The sequence below is a fragment of the Glutamicibacter uratoxydans genome (genome assembly GCF_006539925.1).
Classification (GTDB): domain Bacteria; phylum Actinomycetota; class Actinomycetes; order Actinomycetales; family Micrococcaceae; genus Glutamicibacter; species Glutamicibacter uratoxydans.
Window position 1 is genome coordinate 279,939 of the sequence record NZ_BJNY01000001.1, and the last position, 15,786, is coordinate 295,724.

The window sequence follows — 15,786 nt, forward strand, 5'->3', positions numbered from 1 at the left end:
CCCTCGATCCATCCAGTGGCAGCCGATTGGTATTCGAGAGAATCCGATGGTAAAGTTTTACTTCGTTGCCAGCGATAACAACGCGAACAACAAACAACCTGCGCGGGTGGCGGAATAGGTAGACGCGCCAGCTTGAGGTGCTGGTCCTCGCTTAGAGGGTAGGGGTTCAAGTCCCCTTTCGCGCACAGGTAAACCCCTGATTGACTAGAGTCTTTCAGGGGTTTTTGCTATCTGAATCTAAAAGGTCGAGAGGCAGACCTAGCTCATGCGCCTGTGGGTGGTTGAAGCTGAAATTCCCCCTAGGACGCAAGAGGGCTCCACTGGTTCCGAATTGGTAGCATCAAATAGGGCTGAACAAGCCGCCATAGCCAACAGTTTCAATTTCTTCGGAGCTTCGATGCGAATCGCCATGCTTTCCCTCCACACCTCCCCCATGCAGCAGCCTGGATCTGGTGATGCAGGGGGCATGAATGTTTACATTCAAAACCTCTCCTTTGCCCTCGGAGCCTTGGGCCATGAAGTGCACATGGTGACTCGCAGCGCTGGACCAACAGAGTCGCAGCAAGTTGCCGAAGGCGTATGGATGCACCATGTCCAGGTCGCCGCAAACCAGAATTTGAGCAAGGAGCAGCTGCCGCAGATCATCGATCCTGCAGCTGCCGCCATCGCCGAGCATCTGCAGGGAATCAAGATTGACGTCATCCATGCACATTATTGGCTGTCAGGCATGGTGGGGCTCCAGCTCGCAACAGTGTTCCATGCACCGTTGATCGTTTCGATGCATACTTCGGCCGCAGCTAAAGAGCATGAATCAGGCATCGCCGAGCCAGCACTGCGCAAGGACGCTGAAACCCTGCTGCTCAACCAGGCCAACAGAATTGTCGCTAATACGCCGGTGGAATCCTCGCAATTGCAAAAGTTCTACGGCGTAGACAAGTCGAATCTCGACGTCGTCCTTCCGGGCGTAAATCATCGAGTATTCCACCCGGATCAGGACAAGCTCTGCAGGCCGCTGGGCGCAGATGACCTGCATCTGGTGTATGCCGGAAGGCTCCAGCCGCTGAAGGGTGCGCACCTGCTGCTCAAAGCCGTCGGAGCAGCCCGCAGGCAACATCCGGAACTGAGGATCACCGCATCCCTGTTCGGTGCGGCTTCCGGCAGCGCCGACTACGACCTCGATCAGCTCTGCGAGCGTGAAGGGATCGAAGACGTGGTGCGCTTCTTCGGTCCCCAGGAGCCTGCACAGTTGGCAGCAGTCTTCGCGAATGCCGATGTCGTTGCCGTGCCTTCGCTGTCTGAAACTTTCGGCTTGGTAGCTGCCGAGGCCCAGGCCTGCGGTACGCCGGTCATTGCCAATGCAGTGGGCGGGCTGAGCTATGCCGTGAACGATGGAGCATCCGGCTGGCTCATCCCGGAGCCAAATTCTTCATTGTGGGCGCAGAAGCTTATTCACTTGGCACAGCATCCGGAAATCGTGACTCAAGCAGGACATGATGCGCTTGAGCATTCGGGCGCTTTCACTTGGGAGCGTGCGGCGGTGGAGACTTTGGCCAGCTACCGGATTTCCCAATCTGCGCTGCTCGGCTAATTAGCAGGTGAAGTCCTTTAACCCGCCAATCAGCATTCAAATCAGATCCATAACTAGCGGTGATAGCGTGGATTGTGAAGGCTGGCGTCCAGCCTTTGCCGCTTCGTATTTCCCGCCGTGCCGCCATTTCGATACAGGTGGCGTATGGCGACGAATAGCAATAACGAAAGAACATCAATGAGTTCAAGCTTCAATTCAACACTGTCGAACTCACCAGCAGCTCCAGAACCGGTGCCCAATGCCGTCAAGGCAGGAGTGGCCATAGGCTTCTTCTGCATTGTCGCCGGCGGATTAGTTTCCGCCGTGACCGGACCTTTGGATTTGGCCAAGGGCAGCTGGACTGCGGCCTATCTGGTTCTCGTGGCAGGACTCGTCCAGTACGTTATTTCCATGCAGGAGCGCTTCCTCCAAGCACCGGCGCGCAACAATTCGTCCCTGTGGGCTAGAACGCTGTTGTGGACCGGCGGAAACATCATGGTCCTTACCGGCGCACTCCTGGAGTTCCAGGCGCTTATTCTCATCGGCGGTCTCGCCTTGATTGCAGTGCTGGTCCTGGCTCTGCTGCACACCAAGGGCGCGAAACGCGCCGGGCTGGCGTGGTGCGCTCGCATCATCTATCTGGTCGTGATCCTCAGCGTGCCCGTAGGACTATTCCTCGCCCAGCGCTAACAGCTGAGGCAAAGCAAAAGGTGGATCGTTCTGAACGATCCACCTTTTGCTTTGCCATCAGGATTAGTTGCGCTTGAGTCCCAGGTCAAAGTGCGGCTTGCCCTTGCGGGCATTCCATGCCTGGACCCGATAGCCGTCCGGCTGGGCGTCGAAAGCCAAATCCACCGAGGCGGGCAGCACGACCGGCGTCTTGAATTCGATATTCCATTCGTAGGAACCGCTCGACGGCTCGATTCCACTCAGGGCGCGCGCCGCTAGGTAGATGCCGTGGGCAATCGCCCGGGGCATGCCCAGCGCCTTGGCACTGAGCCCGGAGAGGTGGATCGGGTTGTAGTCACCGGAAATTGCAGCCCAGCGGCGCCCGGTCCCAGCATCAAGCTTCCACGAAGCCGTGCGCAGCGGGGCTGCGAATGCTTCATGGGCTTTCTTCACCGGCTCTTCGCCGCGCAGCTTGACTCCCTTGGCTAAGAAGGTGCTGCGAAGTTCCATCCGGTTCTGGCCGTTGACCACGATCAGCACCACCAGGTCGCAGGTTGCCCCCTTGTCATGGGCCCGCAGATTCTCGCTCTTGACCTCGATGTCGAAGGCCTCGTCTTCCTTGAGCGGTTCATCTACGCGGACCGAGTTGCTCAAGTGGATCATGCCCAGCAGCGGCAGCGGAAAATCCGGGCGCAGCATCAGCGACATGGCCAGCGGAAACGCCAGAGTGTGCACATACAGGCTGGGCAGCACGCCGTTCATTGGCGCGCCGACGGCCCGGCGGAACTCGCTGAGCTTGGCCGGATCCGCCATGGCGCTTTGATAGACCAGCACGGTTTCCGGCAGCACCGGGTCCTTGGGCTTGCGCCCCAGGGTTGTGACTGCCTTGGCATAGATCGACCCCATGCTCGGGATCTGCGTTACGAGCTCTGCCCCCACCTAGGCTCCCACCAACGACTGTCCGCATACGCGCAGCACCTGGCCGTTCAGGCCTGCCGCGGCATCAGAGCTGAGGAAGGCAATGGCTTCTGCCACGTCTTCGGGCAGGCCGCCCTGCATCAGCGACGGCAGCACCATGCGTGCCACGGTGCGCGTGCCCAGCGGGATCTTAGCTGTCATCTCGGTTTCGATGAACCCCGGGGCCACGGCCGCGATGGAGCCTCCGGCTGCGGCAAACAGCTTGGCCGATGAATGCACCATGCCGATCACCCCGCCCTTGGATGCGGCGTAGTTTGTCTGGCCGCGATTGCCCGCGATGCCTGAGGTCGAGGCCAGCGACACGATGCGCAGTCCGGGCAGCTTGGCCGCCAGGAAGATCTCATTCATGCGCAGCTGCGAGGCGATATTCACTGCGATCACCGAATCCCAGCGAGTCTCGTCCATGTTCGCCAGCAGCTTGTCGCGCGTGATGCCGGCGTTGTGCACCACGATGTCCAGGGAACCGTGGCGCTTGATTGCATGGTCGATGATCTGCTGTCCGGCATCCTTGGCGGTGACATCCAGCTGAAGGGTCGTCGCGCCGATCTCATTGGCGACGGCGGCCAGCGATTCGCCGGCCTGCGGCATGTCCACCACAACCACCTGGGCGCCGTCGCGGGCCAGGGTGCGGGAAATTGCCGCGCCGATGCCGCGGGCTGCGCCGGTGACTACTGCCACCTTGCCTGCCAGTGGCTTGTGGAAGTCTTCCGGCAGCTCGCCGTCGGTGGTCTTCACCGTGAGGAACTGGCCGTCGACATAGGCGCTGCGGCCGGAGAGGAAGAAGTTCAGCGCGCCAATGGCACTCGGGCTGGTGATTTCGGTGCCTTCCTGCAGCACGATGCCGTTGGCGGTGGCGCCGCCGCGCATCTCGCGGCCCAGCGAGCGGATGGCTCCGTCAATGCCCTGGCGCACCGCAGCCACGGCCGGCTTGTCGCTGTCCAGTGCCTGGCGCGAAAACGAGACGACACGGGCGCCTGGCACCAGGTTGCGCAGTGCCTTGCCGGCGGCGAGCATCAGCGGGGAAAGCTGCTCCGGGTGGGTCAACTCGTCGAGCAGCAGGATGATGCCGCCGAGCTTGGTGTCCCCCGCATCGTGGCGGCGGACGTCCAGATCCCAGGAGATCAGCGTGTCGCTGAGCTGCTGTGCCTTGGGCGACTGGCCCAGGACCAGCACCGGGCCGGGAAGCAGCGGGGTGTCGGCCCCATAGCGGCGCAGGCGCGGAGGGCGGGGCAAGCCGAGAAGTTTTGCTAGTTTCTTGGTGAATCCGGTGTTGACCAGTTCCATGTACTTGTCTGCCATTAGTTGCGTGCCTCCAAGATCGCTACGACTCCCTGGCCGCCAGCAGCGCAAACCGAAATCAGTGCGCGGCCCGAACCCTTTTCATGCAGCATCTTTGCGGTGCTTGCAATGATGCGTCCGCCGGTGGCGGCGAATGGGTGTCCGGCAGCCAGCGACGAACCGTTGACGTTGAGCTTGCTGCGGTCGATCGCACCCAGCGGTGCGTCCAATCCCAGCTTCTCACGGCAGAACTCTTCATCCTCCCAAGCCTTGAGCGTGGCGAGCACGGTTCCTGCAAATGCTTCGTGGATCTCGTAGAAGTCGAAGTCCTGCAGGCTCAGGTTGTTGCGCTTGAGCAGGCGCGCGGTGGCGTAGGCAGGAGCCATGAGCAGGCCCTCAGCACCGTGGACAAAATCAACAGCACCGGCCTCAAAGTCGACGAAATTCGCTAGCATCGGCAGGTCGTTGTCCTTGGCGTACTCTTCGCTGCCCAGCAGCACAGCGGAGGCGCCGTCGGTCAGCGGGGTGGAGTTGCCGGCGGTCATGGTGGCCGCGTCGCCCAGGTTCTTGCCGAAGGCAGGCTTGAGCTTGCCCAGCTTCTCCATGGTGGAGTCCGCGCGCAGGTTGTTGTCCTTGGACAGGCCGTTGAACGGGGTGATCAGGTCGTTGAAGAAGCCGCGGTCGTAGGCGGCGGCAAGATTCTTGTGGCTGGCCAGGGCCAGTTCGTCCTGCGCCTGGCGGGTGATGCCCCAGGCCTTGGTGGTGATGGCCTGGTGGTCGCCCATGGACAGGCCGGTGCGCGGCTCGCCGGTGCCCGGAGCGCTGGGTGCCAGGTGGGCAGGGCGGATCTTCGCCAGGGCTGCGAGCTTGGCCTTGGTGGTGCGGGCGCGGGAAAGCTCGAGCAGGATGCCGCGCAGCGCTTCGGAGACTGCGATTGGCGCATCCGAGGTGGTGTCCACGCCGCCGCCGATGGCGGATTCCAGCTGGCCCAGCTTGATCTTGTTGGCCAGCGAGCCAATGGCCTCCATGCCGGTGGCGCAGGCCATCTGCACGTCGTAGGCGGGGGTCGCGGCATCCAGCGAGCTGCCCAGAACGCATTCGCGGATCAGGTTGAAGTCCTTGGAATGCTTGAGCACCGCGCCGCCGGAGACCGCGCCGATGCGCTGGCCCTGCAGGCCGAAGCGGGCCACCAGGCCTTCGAGCGCTGCGGTGAACATGTCTTGGTTGGAGGCGTTGACGTAGGCGGTGTTGGAACGGGCGAAGGGAATTCGGTTTCCACCGATGATCACTGCATTGCGCACTGCGGGCTGGCTCATCTTGCTATGACTCCTGAAAAGAATTCGCTGTGAGAAGTATTACTGTAACCAAGAGTACATGATACTGTGAGTAACGTGAACAAGCTCACTGAAGATTTCGACACGGCAACCGATGGCCGTGCGGCGCGCTGGGAAGCCCACCGCACCGCACGCAACCAGGAACTGCTGAAGCTGGCCCGCAAGGCCGTGCACAAGCTTGGCCCCCAGGTTTCGATGGAAGAGATCGCCAACCACGCGAAGACTTCCAAACCCGTGTACTACAGGTACTTCGGTGACAAGGAAGGGCTGCGCCAGGCACTGGGCGCCATGGTCATCAACGACTTCCGCCGCCGCGTGATCGCCGCAGGACTGGCCAAGGACGACGAGGCCAGCGCGCTGCATGCGATGGTCACCGCTTATCTGGAATTGGCCGCCAACAGCCCGAACCTGTACTTCTTCGTCACCGCCGTTCGCCCCGAAGCGGCCTTCGGAGCAGCGGCGGGAGCCAAGGCGATCCAAGACGAATCAGTCGGCGCGCTGAACGACTTCTTCGAGGAAGTCACCGGGCTGATCAGCGAGCGGATCACCAGGCTCTACGCCGCCAACGCCTCCAGCGCAGCGATCAACCTCTGGCCGCGCGCCGCATTGGGCATGGTCCGAGCCGCCGGCGAACAGTGGCTGCGCCAGCCAGACACCGAGGCCAAGCCGAGCCTTGAGCAGCTGGCCAATGAACTCACCAGCTGGCTTGCCTATGGCATCGCCGCCACCCCCAAAGCTTAGAAACAACAATTTACGCAGTGATTGAAAGGTAAAGACATGAGTGAGAACCGCATCGACGTCAACGCCCTGTCGGAGCAGCTGCTCGGCCCCTACGCCGAAATCCGCAAGGCCTCCCGTGCCCGCGCCGCACGTCCCGAACTGCAGCGCGACCCGCTGCTGGGCATGGACGAGCACCGCGAACGCGTGCTGAACCAGCTGAGCATCCTGGTCGACGAACAGGCCGTCCAGCGCGCCTTCCCGAAGAAGTTCGGCGGCCATGACGACCACGGCGGATCGCTGGCGGCCTTTGAGGAGCTCGTCGCGGCCGACCCTTCGCTGCAGATCAAGGCCGGCGTGCAGTGGGGCCTGTTCGCAGGCGCCGTGCTGCATCTGGGCACCGAAGAGCACCACGCCAAGTGGCTCCCGGCCGCCATGAGCCTGGAAACCCCCGGCGCCTTCGCCATGACCGAGATCGGCCACGGCTCCGACGTGGCGGCGGTGGCCACCACCGCCACCTACGACGAGGCCACCGAAGAATTCGTCATCCACACCCCGTTCAAGGCCGCCTGGAAGGAATTCCTGGGCAATGCGGCGCTGCACGGCAAGGCTGCCACCGTCTTCGCCCAGCTGATCACCAAGGGCGTCAACCACGGCGTGCACTGCTTCTATGTCCCGATCCGCGACGAGGAAGGCAACTTCCTTGAGGGCGTGGGCGGCGAAGACGACGGATTGAAGGGCGGATTGAACGGCATCGACAACGGCCGCCTGCACTTCACCAACGTCCGCGTCCCGCGCACCAACCTGCTCAACCGCTACGGCAACGTGGCGGCCGACGGCAGCTACTCCTCCCCGATCGCCTCCCCTGGCCGCCGCTTCTTCACAATGCTCGGCACCCTGGTCCAGGGACGCGTCTCGCTGGACGGCGCCAGCACCAACGCCTCGAAGATCGCCCTGCAGATCGCCATCACCTACGGCAACCAGCGCCGCCAGTTCAACAGCACCTCAGACACCGAAGAGACCACGCTGCTCGACTACCAGCGCCACCAGCGCCGCCTGATCACCCGGCTGGCCCGCACCTACGCCGCCTCCTTCGCCCACGACGAACTGCTAGACAAGTTCGACGCGGTCTTCTCTGGACGCGAAGACACCGACGAGGACCGCCAGGACCTAGAAACCCTCGCCGCAGCGCTGAAGCCGCTGAGCACCTGGGATGCGCTGGATACCCTGCAGGAAGCCCGCGAAGCTTGCGGCGGTTCCGGCTTCATCGCCAAGAACCGCTTCACCCAGCTGTACCAGGACCTCGACATCTACGTCACCTTCGAAGGCGACAACAATGTGCTGCTGCAGCTGGTGGGCAAGCGCCTGCTGACCGACTACGCATCCGAGTTCCGCAAGCTGGATACCGGCGCCATGGCCCGCTATGTTGCCAAGCAGGTCGGCACCACCGCACTGAACCGCTTCGGCCTGCGCAGCGCCGGCCAGGCATTCGCCGATGTCTCCGATGAACGCAAGAGCGCCAACTTCTTCAAGGATCCCGCCAACCAGCGGGCGCTGCTGACCGACCGCATCAACGCCAAGGTGGCAGAAGTCGCCAACGCGCTGCGCGCGGCCGGCAAGAACCCTGCCAAGGCCGCCGCCGCATTCAATGAGAATCAGGATCTGCTGATCTCCGCCGCGCGCGACCACGGCCAGTTGCTGCGCTGGGAAGCCTTCACCGCCGCCCTGGAAAAAGCTGCCGACGAGCCAACCCGCGAGGTCTTGACCTGGCTGCGCGATGTCTTCGCCCTGACAGTGATCGAAGACGACCTCGGCTGGTACCTGGCCAATGGCCGCCTGTCCATGCAGCGCGCCCGCACCCTGCCGGAGTACATCAACCGCCTGCTGGCTCGACTGCGTCCTCATGCCCAGGATCTGGTGGATGCCTTCGGCTACACGCAGGACCACCTGCGCGCTGACATCTCTTCGGGCGGCGAAGCCGAACGCCAGGACGAGGCAATGGAATACTTCCGCAAGCTGCGCGCCAGCGACAACGCCCCAATCAGCGAGAAGTCGCTGAAGAAGGCCAAGTCCCGCGCCTAGGCGCTGCCAGCGGCTGGGGTGCGTGCATCGACTCGATGCGCGCACCCCCAGCTGTTTTAACTTGACTTGCAATTACAGTTCACATTGAAAGATAGCCGTGTTCAAGAATTCCAAGCGAATCGCGGCTTCTGCCGGCGTGACTGCACTGCTCGCGGCAAATCTCTTAGTCGGAGCTCCTGCGCAGGCTGGCGGCTGGACAGAGCAGGTGTTCAAAGACAAACTGGTCTGCCAAGTGAATTTAACGACTCGGGTTATGGCCATTTCTGCCACTGTCCACACAGCGGTCGTCGTACGCAATTGCCAATGGGGCAACAGCTTCGGCGGCAATGGATACGTCCTTGAGGTCCGGAAGCCCTAAGTCCAAAGAACTTGCCTGCAGCGTGTCTCGCCAAATTTGGCGGGGCGCGCTGTCATGCCCCAGGAGTACGCAGCTACAGCCGGTCACCGTCGATCCGCTGTGCCAATGCCACGATGATTCCCTCGGGCCCACGTACATAGGCCATCTTCCAGACGCCTTCGTGTTCTCCCACTCCCCCAATCAGTGAATGTCCCTGTTCGCTCAGAACATCCAGAAGCGCTTCGAGATCCTCGACCTCAAAAGCGAGCGAACGCAGTCCAGGGTCATTGGCCATCAAGTCAGGATGAATGGAACCCCCAGTTGGTCTTTCGAAGCTTGAAAGCTCGATCCCGACATCCGTTCCGGGGATGCCAAGCATGACAATAGACGTTTTGGAATGGGGAATCCCGCAGACAGTGTCGAGAAACTCTCCTTCAAATCCGTCCATCCTGCCTTGGACCTCAAGCCCCAAAAGCTCAAAAAACCTGATCATTTCATCGAGGTCCAAAACCGTCACACCGACATGGTCCAGGCGTTTGACCATTGGCATCTCACCGCTCCTTGCGCATAATTGGTTTCCTATTGCCGCTGCCCCGGATGCTACGCCGAGGTTGGCCGTAGCAACAGTGCATTGACGGGAAATGAAGGGAAGCAACGGTCCGCATGAAGATCCAAGTGCGCCCAGCAGAGGCGGAAAACTGGCCGGATGTCCTAGAAGTTTTCGGCTCCACCGGCGATCCATCGTGGTGCAAATGCCAGTACTTCATCGATGAACAGTGGAATCAAGGAGCGGCGGCGAATGAAGCAGCGCTGGAAGAACAGGTGTGTTCCGACGGTGTTCCGGCAGGACTGATCGCCTACGCGGACGATCAGCCAGCAGGATGGCTTCAGGTAGGCCCCGCTGCACGTTTTCCGCGCTTCAAACCTCGTGGCCACCTTGTAGATTCTGGCGTATGGGTTGCCACCTGCTTTGTGGTCAAAGAAGGATTTCGCCGTCGCAGAATTGCCGCGTCTCTGCTGGAGGCCGCTGTAGAACACGCCCAAAGCAACGGTGCACGGGTGCTTAGGGCACGGCCCACGGATACCTCCATCACCGCCAAAGACAGTGCCGGACTCTTCACAGGAGTGCTCAGCACCTTTACTAATCTGGGCTTCCAGATCTTGAATAAGAATCGCAGTCTGACACTGGTGGAGCTCGACCTTCGCGACGCGTAGTGCAATCGGCTCTAGGGCCAAGTCCGTTGATCAAACCAGGCTCTGCGAGCAGTTCAATCAGCCGCAGTAGCCGCCGAGCCGGTCGACTCCCAACGCATGCAGCGAACTGGTGCGCCACTGGTTCTCTTCGCCGCCACGGTCGAGATGCAGCGCCTACAGCCCGGCAGCTTTGGCTCCAAGATAATCAGCCTCACAGTTATCACCGACGTACAGCGTGCTGGATGCCCCTCATGGGAAAACTACCGCTCCGCTACCGCAAGGAATTCCAGCCGATTGCCAAATGGATCTTTGGCATGAAAACGGCTGTAGCCCTCGAAGGTGAACTCCTCTTTCCAGCTCACCTCCATATTCAGCCGCTGAATGCGCTCGGCCATGGCGTCGAGCTCGGCCCGGCTGTTCAGGACGAAAGCCGGGTGCGCCTTTGCCGAAGCCGTGAAACCGTCCTCCACTCCCAAATGGATCTCGACGCGGTCGCCGCTCCCTGCAGGCGAGCGGAACCAGCACCCGCCCCGCGGAGCAAGCGCAGGCGGCTTCGGAACTTCCTCCAGCCCCAAGCCCTCTTGATAAAAGTTGCGCGCGGCGTCTTCTTCGCCTCGATGCATGGACAGCTGTACGTGGTGAAGTTGCATGTGATTCTCCCGTCGGCTGATTACTCTGAACACTATCTCTGGGGCTACAGCGCATAGACAAAGGCCACGAATTCTCGCCTGAATTCGCGGCCTTCGCTATGAATCTAGCTTTCTGGATCGTCCCACGAGCGCTTGGCTGGAACGGGTGCGATATGCGCTCCGTTGGCGGCGATCAGCTTGATCTCCAGCAACCGGTCGGCGTTGCCGTTCTGGTCGTGGATGAGCCAAGGACCAACCATCAGATAGGCAGAATCGTCATCCGACTCGGTGACGACGCCGGTAATGAGGAAATCGCCATAAGGCTCCTGGCTGAAGCTGGCAGCTACCAGATCGCCGTGTTTCAGTTCTCCCGCTTCGATGTCGACCGCAGTGAATTCGCCGTCGAATTCGGCAGGAAATGCTCGCACATCCTTGTCTGGCTGGCGCTGGATTACTTCTTCGCCATCGGAACCCTTGGCCTTCTTTGCAGCCGCCGCCGCATTCAAACCACCGACCATCAGGTCATCCAGCACCGTGGCGTGGGCAGTGCCGGTCACCAAAAAGTTTCCGTAGCGAACAGTTTTGTAGAGGACCGAAATAATATCGGAGGCAGCCACCGTACCGAATGCAGCCTTCATACCCGCGACATCGCGCTTCGACGGTCCCTTGATGAATGTATCCATTGCCTGCTCTCCTGCTTTTCGTCGTCCGTGCTAGTCTCCAAGCCTATTCGAGAAGAAATCTTCCTCCCAATTCGCGTCTGCCATGGCGGATATCCGCCGAGGAGATAAAAAGACTGAATCAAATAGTCTCAAACATTCGTTTCACAGCTAAGCTGGGATGGTGGACACACTAGAACGCTATGCACCGAATGAAAATCTCCGGCGAGATGAAGCCGCCCTGCGCGCTGCCGACATCACCTGGCACTTTGCCGAGGTACAGCTGGACCTGTCGAACGCCGCCGATCAGGATGCCACGAGCTATCCATCGGTGACGACCTTGAATTTCAGTTCTGCCTCCGGCCAGACCTTCTTGGACTTCATTCATGAGTCGGTGCAGGAAGTTCTGGTCAACGGCAGCCCCATCGACCTGAACGAAGCGGTCCTCGACTCCCGCATCTACCTGACCGGACTGCTCACCGACACGGCCAACACCGTGCGCGTCACAGGCCGGGCAATCTACTCCCGCTCCGGAGAGGGCCTGCACCGCTTCGTCGATCCGCAGGACGGCGAGACCTACCTCTACACCCAGTTCGAGCCATCCGAGGCGCGCCGCGTCTTCGCCTGCTTTGAACAGCCGGACCTGAAGACCAGCTACCGCTTTACCCTGACCGGCCCATCGGCATGGCATCTTGCCAGCAACCAGCCGATCGTGGACGAGGTCTTCCACGAGAACGGCACCAAGACCGTCGTCTGCTCCCCCACCCCGAAAATTTCCAGCTACATCACCGCGGTGCTAGCAGGCCCGTACCATGTGGTGCGCGGCGAGCACGTGCAGGAACTGGCCGACGGCGAAGAGCTGGTCATCGACATGGCTGCCACCTGCCGCGCCTCGCTGGCCGAGCACTTCGACAGCGAAGAGATCCTTGAACTGACCAGCCGCGGCCTGAGCTACTTCCACGAGTTATTCGACTACCCGTACCCATGGGGCAAGTATGATTCAGCCTTCGTGCCGGAATACAACTTGGGCGCCATGGAGAACCCGGGTCTGGTGACCTTCACCGAGCGCTATGTCTTCACCTCGCATGCCACCGAAGCGCAGCATGAGCAGCGCGCGAACACCATCATGCACGAGATGGCCCACATGTGGTTCGGCGACCTGGTCACCATGAAGTGGTGGGACGACTTGTGGCTCAAGGAATCCTTCGCCGACTACATCGGCACCCTGGCCAACGATGTGGCCACCGACTTCACCACCGCGTGGACCACCTTCGCGGCCCGCCGCAAGGCCTGGGCCTATGTGGCCGACCAGATGCCGACAACCCACCCGATCGTGGCAGACATCCCCGACCTGCTGGCGGCCGACCAGAACTTCGACGGCATCACCTATGCCAAGGGCGCCAGCGTGCTCAAGCAGCTGGCGGCCTTCGTGGGCGAGGAAGCCTTCCGGGATGCCGCGCGCGCCTACTTCCGCAAGCACGCCTATGGCAACACCTCCCTGGACGACTTCCTGCAGGCGCTGGAAACTGCCAGCGGACGCGATATGAGCCAGTGGGCCGACGCCTGGCTGAAGACCAGCGGCGTGCCGAAGCTGCGCGTCGACTACACGACGGACGAGACAGGAACCATCACCGAGGCCTCCCTGGTGCAGTTCGGCACCGACCCGATCACCGGCGAAGCGATCCTGCGCCCGCATGTGCTCAGCGTCGGCGCCTATGAACTGGCCGAGGGCAAGCTGGCCCGCACCGAGGTTGCCTCCGTGGAGCTGACCGGCGAAAGCATTTCGCTGGACTTCTTGGTGGGCAAGCCGGTTCCTGCCCTGATCCTGCCCAATGACGGCGATGAAACCTACGCCGTTATCGAATTCGATCCGGCATCCCGCGCCACCTTGCTGGGCAGCCTCTCCGGCCTGACCGATTCCCTGCCGCGCGCCACCTGCTGGGCCTCGCTGTGGGACGCGGTGCGTTCGGCCACGCTGGATGCGCAGAGCTACATCGGCGCCATCCTGGACCACGCCCACACCGTCAGCGATGCCGGCGTGTTCACCGTCCTCACCGACCAGCTGCTGCACAGCATCTCGTTCTATGCGGCTCCGGAACTGCGTGAACAGCTGCGCCTGCGCGCCTCCTCGGTGCTGACCGGCTGGCTGGCCCAGTTCGAGGCCGGCAGCGACCAGCAGATGACAACCGCACGCGCACTGGCCCGTCTGGCACGCGCCGGTGTTGCCAGCGAGGTCATCGACGCGTTCATCGCCGGCGAGAACTCCTACCAGGTTCCGGTGGATGAGCAGCTGCTCTGGGATTCCTACATCGCCCTGGCGGCCTCCGGCCGCTTGGACGAGGCGGCCCGGGCGGGCATGCACGAAGCCGCCAAGGCCAATCCGACCAGCGTTGCGCAGAATGCTGTGCGCACCGCAATGGCCGCCCTGCCCGACGCCCAGGTCAAGGAGCAGGCTTTTGACACCGTGCTGATGGCCCGCGACGAGCACGGCTCGCTGTCCAATGACGCGCTGTCGGCTACCGCCGCCGGGTTCACCATGGGTTCGGCCGCGCTGCTCTCCGGCTTCGAGGAGCGCTACTGGGCGGCGATCCTGCCGGTCTTCGAGACCATGAGCATGGAGTTCGCGACCCGCGTGATCCGCGGACTGTACCCGCAGGCCCAGGATCTGGAAGGCTCCGCCGAGGACAACAAGGCACTGAACGCTGCCAACACCTGGCTTGAACGCCATGAGGGGGCGCCGGGCGCACTCAAGCGCATCATGCTTGAGGAACGCGCTTCGCTGCAGCGTTCGCTCGCGGCCCAGGCGCACAGCCGCAACAGCCGCTAAGCCCAGACAAGAAATGCTCTGCCTCCAACGCTGGGGGCAGAGCATTTTTCTGTTTTATGTGTGGCTATGGGACGCGGGCGGTCCATTCTTCGGTGTCGAACTTCTTCTGAGCCAAAGCGCGGGCCTCGGCGCGTGCTTCCTCGTCCAGATCGACGCGCGTTGCACCGGTGCGTTCGGCGAAGGTCTGCATCATCACCTCGATGATCTCGATGCGCCCAAGCTCGGTCTGCGATTTGAGCGGATCAACGCGCTTGACCGCCGAAGTGATCCCTTTGTCTGAAATCTTTTCGCGCCCAATGCGCAGCACCCGGGTCATCTTTTCTGCGTCGATATCGTAGCTCATGGTCACGTGATGCAGCATGGCTCCGTTGGCCAACCGCTTCTGTGCTGCGCCGCCGATTTTCCCGGCGTCGGTGGCAATGTCGTTCAGCGGCTTGTAGTGGGCGTGGATTCCGGTTTTTGCCAGCGCCTGCATGACCCACTCGTCGAGGAACGGGTAGGAATCAGCAAAGCTCATGCCGTCGACCAGTGATTCCGGTGCGTATAGCGAGTAGGTGATGCAGTTGCCGGCTTCCATGAACATGGCTCCGCCTCCGGAGATCCGGCGGACGACCTTGATGCCGTAATGCTCTGCCTGTTCCATGTCCACTTCATTCTTCAAGGACTGAAAGGAGCCGATTACTACGGCGCTCTCATCCCAATCCCAGAAGCGGATGGTCGGCTTGCGTGTGCCCTTGGCGATCTGGCGGGTCAATACTTCATCCAGGGCGACCTGCTCGGCCACCGGGATGATCTGCGGGCCGAGGATTTCCCATTCGTGGTCTTCCCACTTCGTCGCATGGCCCAGGGCACGGCGGACAACGCGGGCTACCGCATCAGCGTCGAAGCCGAACATGACTGCGCCCTCGCGCAGGTTCTTGGTGACCGCATCGCGGATCGTGGAGTGGGTTGCATCGGTGGGTAGCCCGGTAATGGCCGCATTCAGGTCTTCCAGCGCGTCATCTGGTTCAAGGAAGAAGTCCCCGTTCAGCGACGCCTGGGTAATCACCCCGTTCTCAGCCTCAAGATCTACTACGACTAATTTGCCACCGACTACCTTGTATTCACCGTGATGCGTCATGACTTTATTCTAGCCCGGGCCCTGCAGAGCGATGCTGTGACAGTGCTTGCTTAAAGAAGCAGCGGCGTGCCGCCACCGAAGTGGAGACACGCCGCGAAAGCTTGCTAGGAGCGAAGAATTACTTCTTGCCGCCGAAGCCCTTGAAGCGGGCGTTGAAGCGCTCGACACGACCAGCGGTGTCCATGATGCGCTGCTTGCCGGTGTAGAACGGGTGCGATGCAGCCGAGATTTCGACGTCGATCACTGGGTAGGTGTTGCCGTCTTCCCACTCGATGGTCTTGTCCGAAGTTGCGGTCGAACGGGTCAGGATCTTTTCGCCGGAAGCCAGGTCGTTGAAGACAACTGGACCGTACTGTGGATGAATATCAGCCTTCATAGCTTTACACCTTATTGTT

Annotated in this window: 14 protein-coding genes and 1 tRNA gene; 7 read left to right on the forward strand and 8 right to left on the reverse strand. The window is 61.5% G+C overall.

Going from position 1 to position 15,786, the window contains the following annotated elements; genetic code table 11:
• Positions 1-100: 100 nt before the first annotated feature.
• The 3 genes from AUR04nite_RS01470 (at position 101) to AUR04nite_RS01480 (ending at position 2,257) form a co-directional block, all read left to right on the forward strand.
• Positions 101-185 (forward strand) — tRNA-Leu (locus AUR04nite_RS01470).
• Positions 186-466: 281 nt separating this feature from the next.
• Entirely contained in the window at positions 467-1,588 is a 1,122-nt protein-coding gene (locus tag AUR04nite_RS01475) for a glycosyltransferase (RefSeq protein WP_170184034.1), read from the forward strand.
• Positions 1,589-1,765: 177 nt separating this feature from the next.
• Positions 1,766-2,257, forward strand: coding sequence for a hypothetical protein (locus AUR04nite_RS01480; RefSeq protein WP_141361217.1), 492 nt, complete (start codon positions 1,766-1,768; stop codon positions 2,255-2,257).
• A gap of 63 nt (positions 2,258-2,320) precedes the next feature.
• On the opposite strand, the gene AUR04nite_RS01485 is transcribed toward AUR04nite_RS01480, so the two are convergent.
• From AUR04nite_RS01485 to AUR04nite_RS01495, 3 genes are read right to left on the reverse strand one after another with little or no spacing between them, the layout of a single operon-like run.
• A complete protein-coding gene (locus AUR04nite_RS01485) occupies positions 2,321-3,142 on the reverse strand; it encodes a MaoC family dehydratase (RefSeq protein ID WP_170184035.1) in 822 nt (273 codons plus the stop codon).
• A gap of 33 nt (positions 3,143-3,175) precedes the next feature.
• Positions 3,176-4,513, reverse strand: a complete 1,338-nt coding sequence (locus AUR04nite_RS01490; protein ID WP_141361220.1) for a 3-oxoacyl-ACP reductase — start codon at positions 4,511-4,513, stop codon at positions 3,176-3,178.
• The gene (locus tag AUR04nite_RS01495) at positions 4,513-5,808 is read right to left on the reverse strand and encodes an acetyl-CoA C-acetyltransferase (RefSeq protein ID WP_141361222.1); all 1,296 of its coding nucleotides are present in this window, start codon (positions 5,806-5,808) and stop codon (positions 4,513-4,515) included. Before AUR04nite_RS01495 ends, AUR04nite_RS01490 begins: the two co-directional genes overlap by 1 nt.
• A 75-nt stretch (positions 5,809-5,883) precedes the next feature.
• On the opposite strand from AUR04nite_RS01495, the gene AUR04nite_RS01500 reads away from it, so the two are divergent.
• Together AUR04nite_RS01500 and AUR04nite_RS01505 are read left to right on the forward strand one after the other, a co-directional pair.
• Positions 5,884-6,567: a TetR/AcrR family transcriptional regulator gene (locus AUR04nite_RS01500; protein WP_141361224.1), complete on the forward strand. Its 684-nt coding sequence runs from the start codon at positions 5,884-5,886 to the stop codon at positions 6,565-6,567.
• A gap of 36 nt (positions 6,568-6,603) precedes the next feature.
• The gene (locus AUR04nite_RS01505; RefSeq protein WP_141361226.1) at positions 6,604-8,625 is read left to right on the forward strand and encodes an acyl-CoA dehydrogenase family protein; all 2,022 of its coding nucleotides are present in this window, start codon (positions 6,604-6,606) and stop codon (positions 8,623-8,625) included.
• Between the two features lie 431 nt (positions 8,626-9,056).
• Here the strand turns inward: AUR04nite_RS01505 and AUR04nite_RS01510 are convergent, their stop codons facing one another.
• Positions 9,057-9,512, reverse strand: a complete 456-nt coding sequence (locus tag AUR04nite_RS01510; protein WP_141361228.1) for a VOC family protein — start codon at positions 9,510-9,512, stop codon at positions 9,057-9,059.
• Positions 9,513-9,625: 113 nt separating this feature from the next.
• Here AUR04nite_RS01510 and AUR04nite_RS01515 point away from each other — a divergent pair, with 113 nt between their 5' ends.
• The gene (locus AUR04nite_RS01515; RefSeq protein ID WP_141361230.1) at positions 9,626-10,177 is read left to right on the forward strand and encodes a GNAT family N-acetyltransferase; all 552 of its coding nucleotides are present in this window, start codon (positions 9,626-9,628) and stop codon (positions 10,175-10,177) included.
• Positions 10,178-10,416: 239 nt separating this feature from the next.
• On the opposite strand, the gene AUR04nite_RS01520 is transcribed toward AUR04nite_RS01515, so the two are convergent.
• Together AUR04nite_RS01520 and AUR04nite_RS01525 are read right to left on the reverse strand one after the other, a co-directional pair.
• Positions 10,417-10,806, reverse strand: coding sequence for a VOC family protein (locus AUR04nite_RS01520; RefSeq protein ID WP_141361232.1), 390 nt, complete (start codon positions 10,804-10,806; stop codon positions 10,417-10,419).
• Positions 10,807-10,910: 104 nt separating this feature from the next.
• Positions 10,911-11,468, reverse strand: a complete 558-nt coding sequence (locus AUR04nite_RS01525; RefSeq protein WP_141361234.1) for a hypothetical protein — start codon at positions 11,466-11,468, stop codon at positions 10,911-10,913.
• 160 nt (positions 11,469-11,628) lie between these two features.
• On the opposite strand from AUR04nite_RS01525, the gene pepN reads away from it, so the two are divergent.
• Entirely contained in the window at positions 11,629-14,271 is a 2,643-nt protein-coding gene (gene pepN / locus AUR04nite_RS01530) for an aminopeptidase N (RefSeq protein WP_141361236.1), read from the forward strand.
• Positions 14,272-14,335: 64 nt separating this feature from the next.
• Here pepN and AUR04nite_RS01535 read toward each other — a convergent pair whose 3' ends face one another.
• Both AUR04nite_RS01535 and AUR04nite_RS01540 read right to left on the reverse strand, forming a co-directional pair.
• Positions 14,336-15,391 (reverse strand): lipoyl protein ligase domain-containing protein, encoded by a 1,056-nt coding sequence (locus AUR04nite_RS01535; RefSeq protein ID WP_141361238.1) that lies wholly within the window; start codon positions 15,389-15,391, stop codon positions 14,336-14,338.
• A 118-nt stretch (positions 15,392-15,509) separates the two neighbouring features.
• Entirely contained in the window at positions 15,510-15,767 is a 258-nt protein-coding gene (locus AUR04nite_RS01540; RefSeq protein ID WP_141361240.1) for a type B 50S ribosomal protein L31, read from the reverse strand.
• Between the last annotated feature and the right edge of the window lie 19 nt (positions 15,768-15,786).

What these genes read in the sequence shown, in the direction of transcription:
- AUR04nite_RS01475 (WP_170184034.1), top strand. Translation starts at nt 467, where the DNA reads ATGAATGTTTACATTCAAAACCTCTCCTTTGCCCTCGGAGCCTTGGGC.
- AUR04nite_RS01525 (WP_141361234.1), bottom strand. Translation starts at nt 11,468, where the DNA reads ATGGATACATTCATCAAGGGACCGTCGAAGCGCGATGTCGCGGGTATG.
- AUR04nite_RS01535 (WP_141361238.1), bottom strand. Translation starts at nt 15,391, where the DNA reads ATGACGCATCACGGTGAATACAAGGTAGTCGGTGGCAAATTAGTCGTA.
- AUR04nite_RS01505 (WP_141361226.1), top strand. Translation starts at nt 6,604, where the DNA reads ATGAGTGAGAACCGCATCGACGTCAACGCCCTGTCGGAGCAGCTGCTC.
- AUR04nite_RS01485 (WP_170184035.1), bottom strand. Translation starts at nt 3,142, where the DNA reads ATGGGGTCGATCTATGCCAAGGCAGTCACAACCCTGGGGCGCAAGCCC.
- AUR04nite_RS01490 (WP_141361220.1), bottom strand. Translation starts at nt 4,513, where the DNA reads ATGGCAGACAAGTACATGGAACTGGTCAACACCGGATTCACCAAGAAA.
- AUR04nite_RS01480 (WP_141361217.1), top strand. Translation starts at nt 1,766, where the DNA reads ATGAGTTCAAGCTTCAATTCAACACTGTCGAACTCACCAGCAGCTCCA.
- AUR04nite_RS01515 (WP_141361230.1), top strand. Translation starts at nt 9,626, where the DNA reads ATGAAGATCCAAGTGCGCCCAGCAGAGGCGGAAAACTGGCCGGATGTC.
- AUR04nite_RS01495 (WP_141361222.1), bottom strand. Translation starts at nt 5,808, where the DNA reads ATGAGCCAGCCCGCAGTGCGCAATGCAGTGATCATCGGTGGAAACCGA.
- AUR04nite_RS01520 (WP_141361232.1), bottom strand. Translation starts at nt 10,806, where the DNA reads ATGCAACTTCACCACGTACAGCTGTCCATGCATCGAGGCGAAGAAGAC.
- AUR04nite_RS01510 (WP_141361228.1), bottom strand. Translation starts at nt 9,512, where the DNA reads ATGCCAATGGTCAAACGCCTGGACCATGTCGGTGTGACGGTTTTGGAC.
- AUR04nite_RS01540 (WP_141361240.1), bottom strand. Translation starts at nt 15,767, where the DNA reads ATGAAGGCTGATATTCATCCACAGTACGGTCCAGTTGTCTTCAACGAC.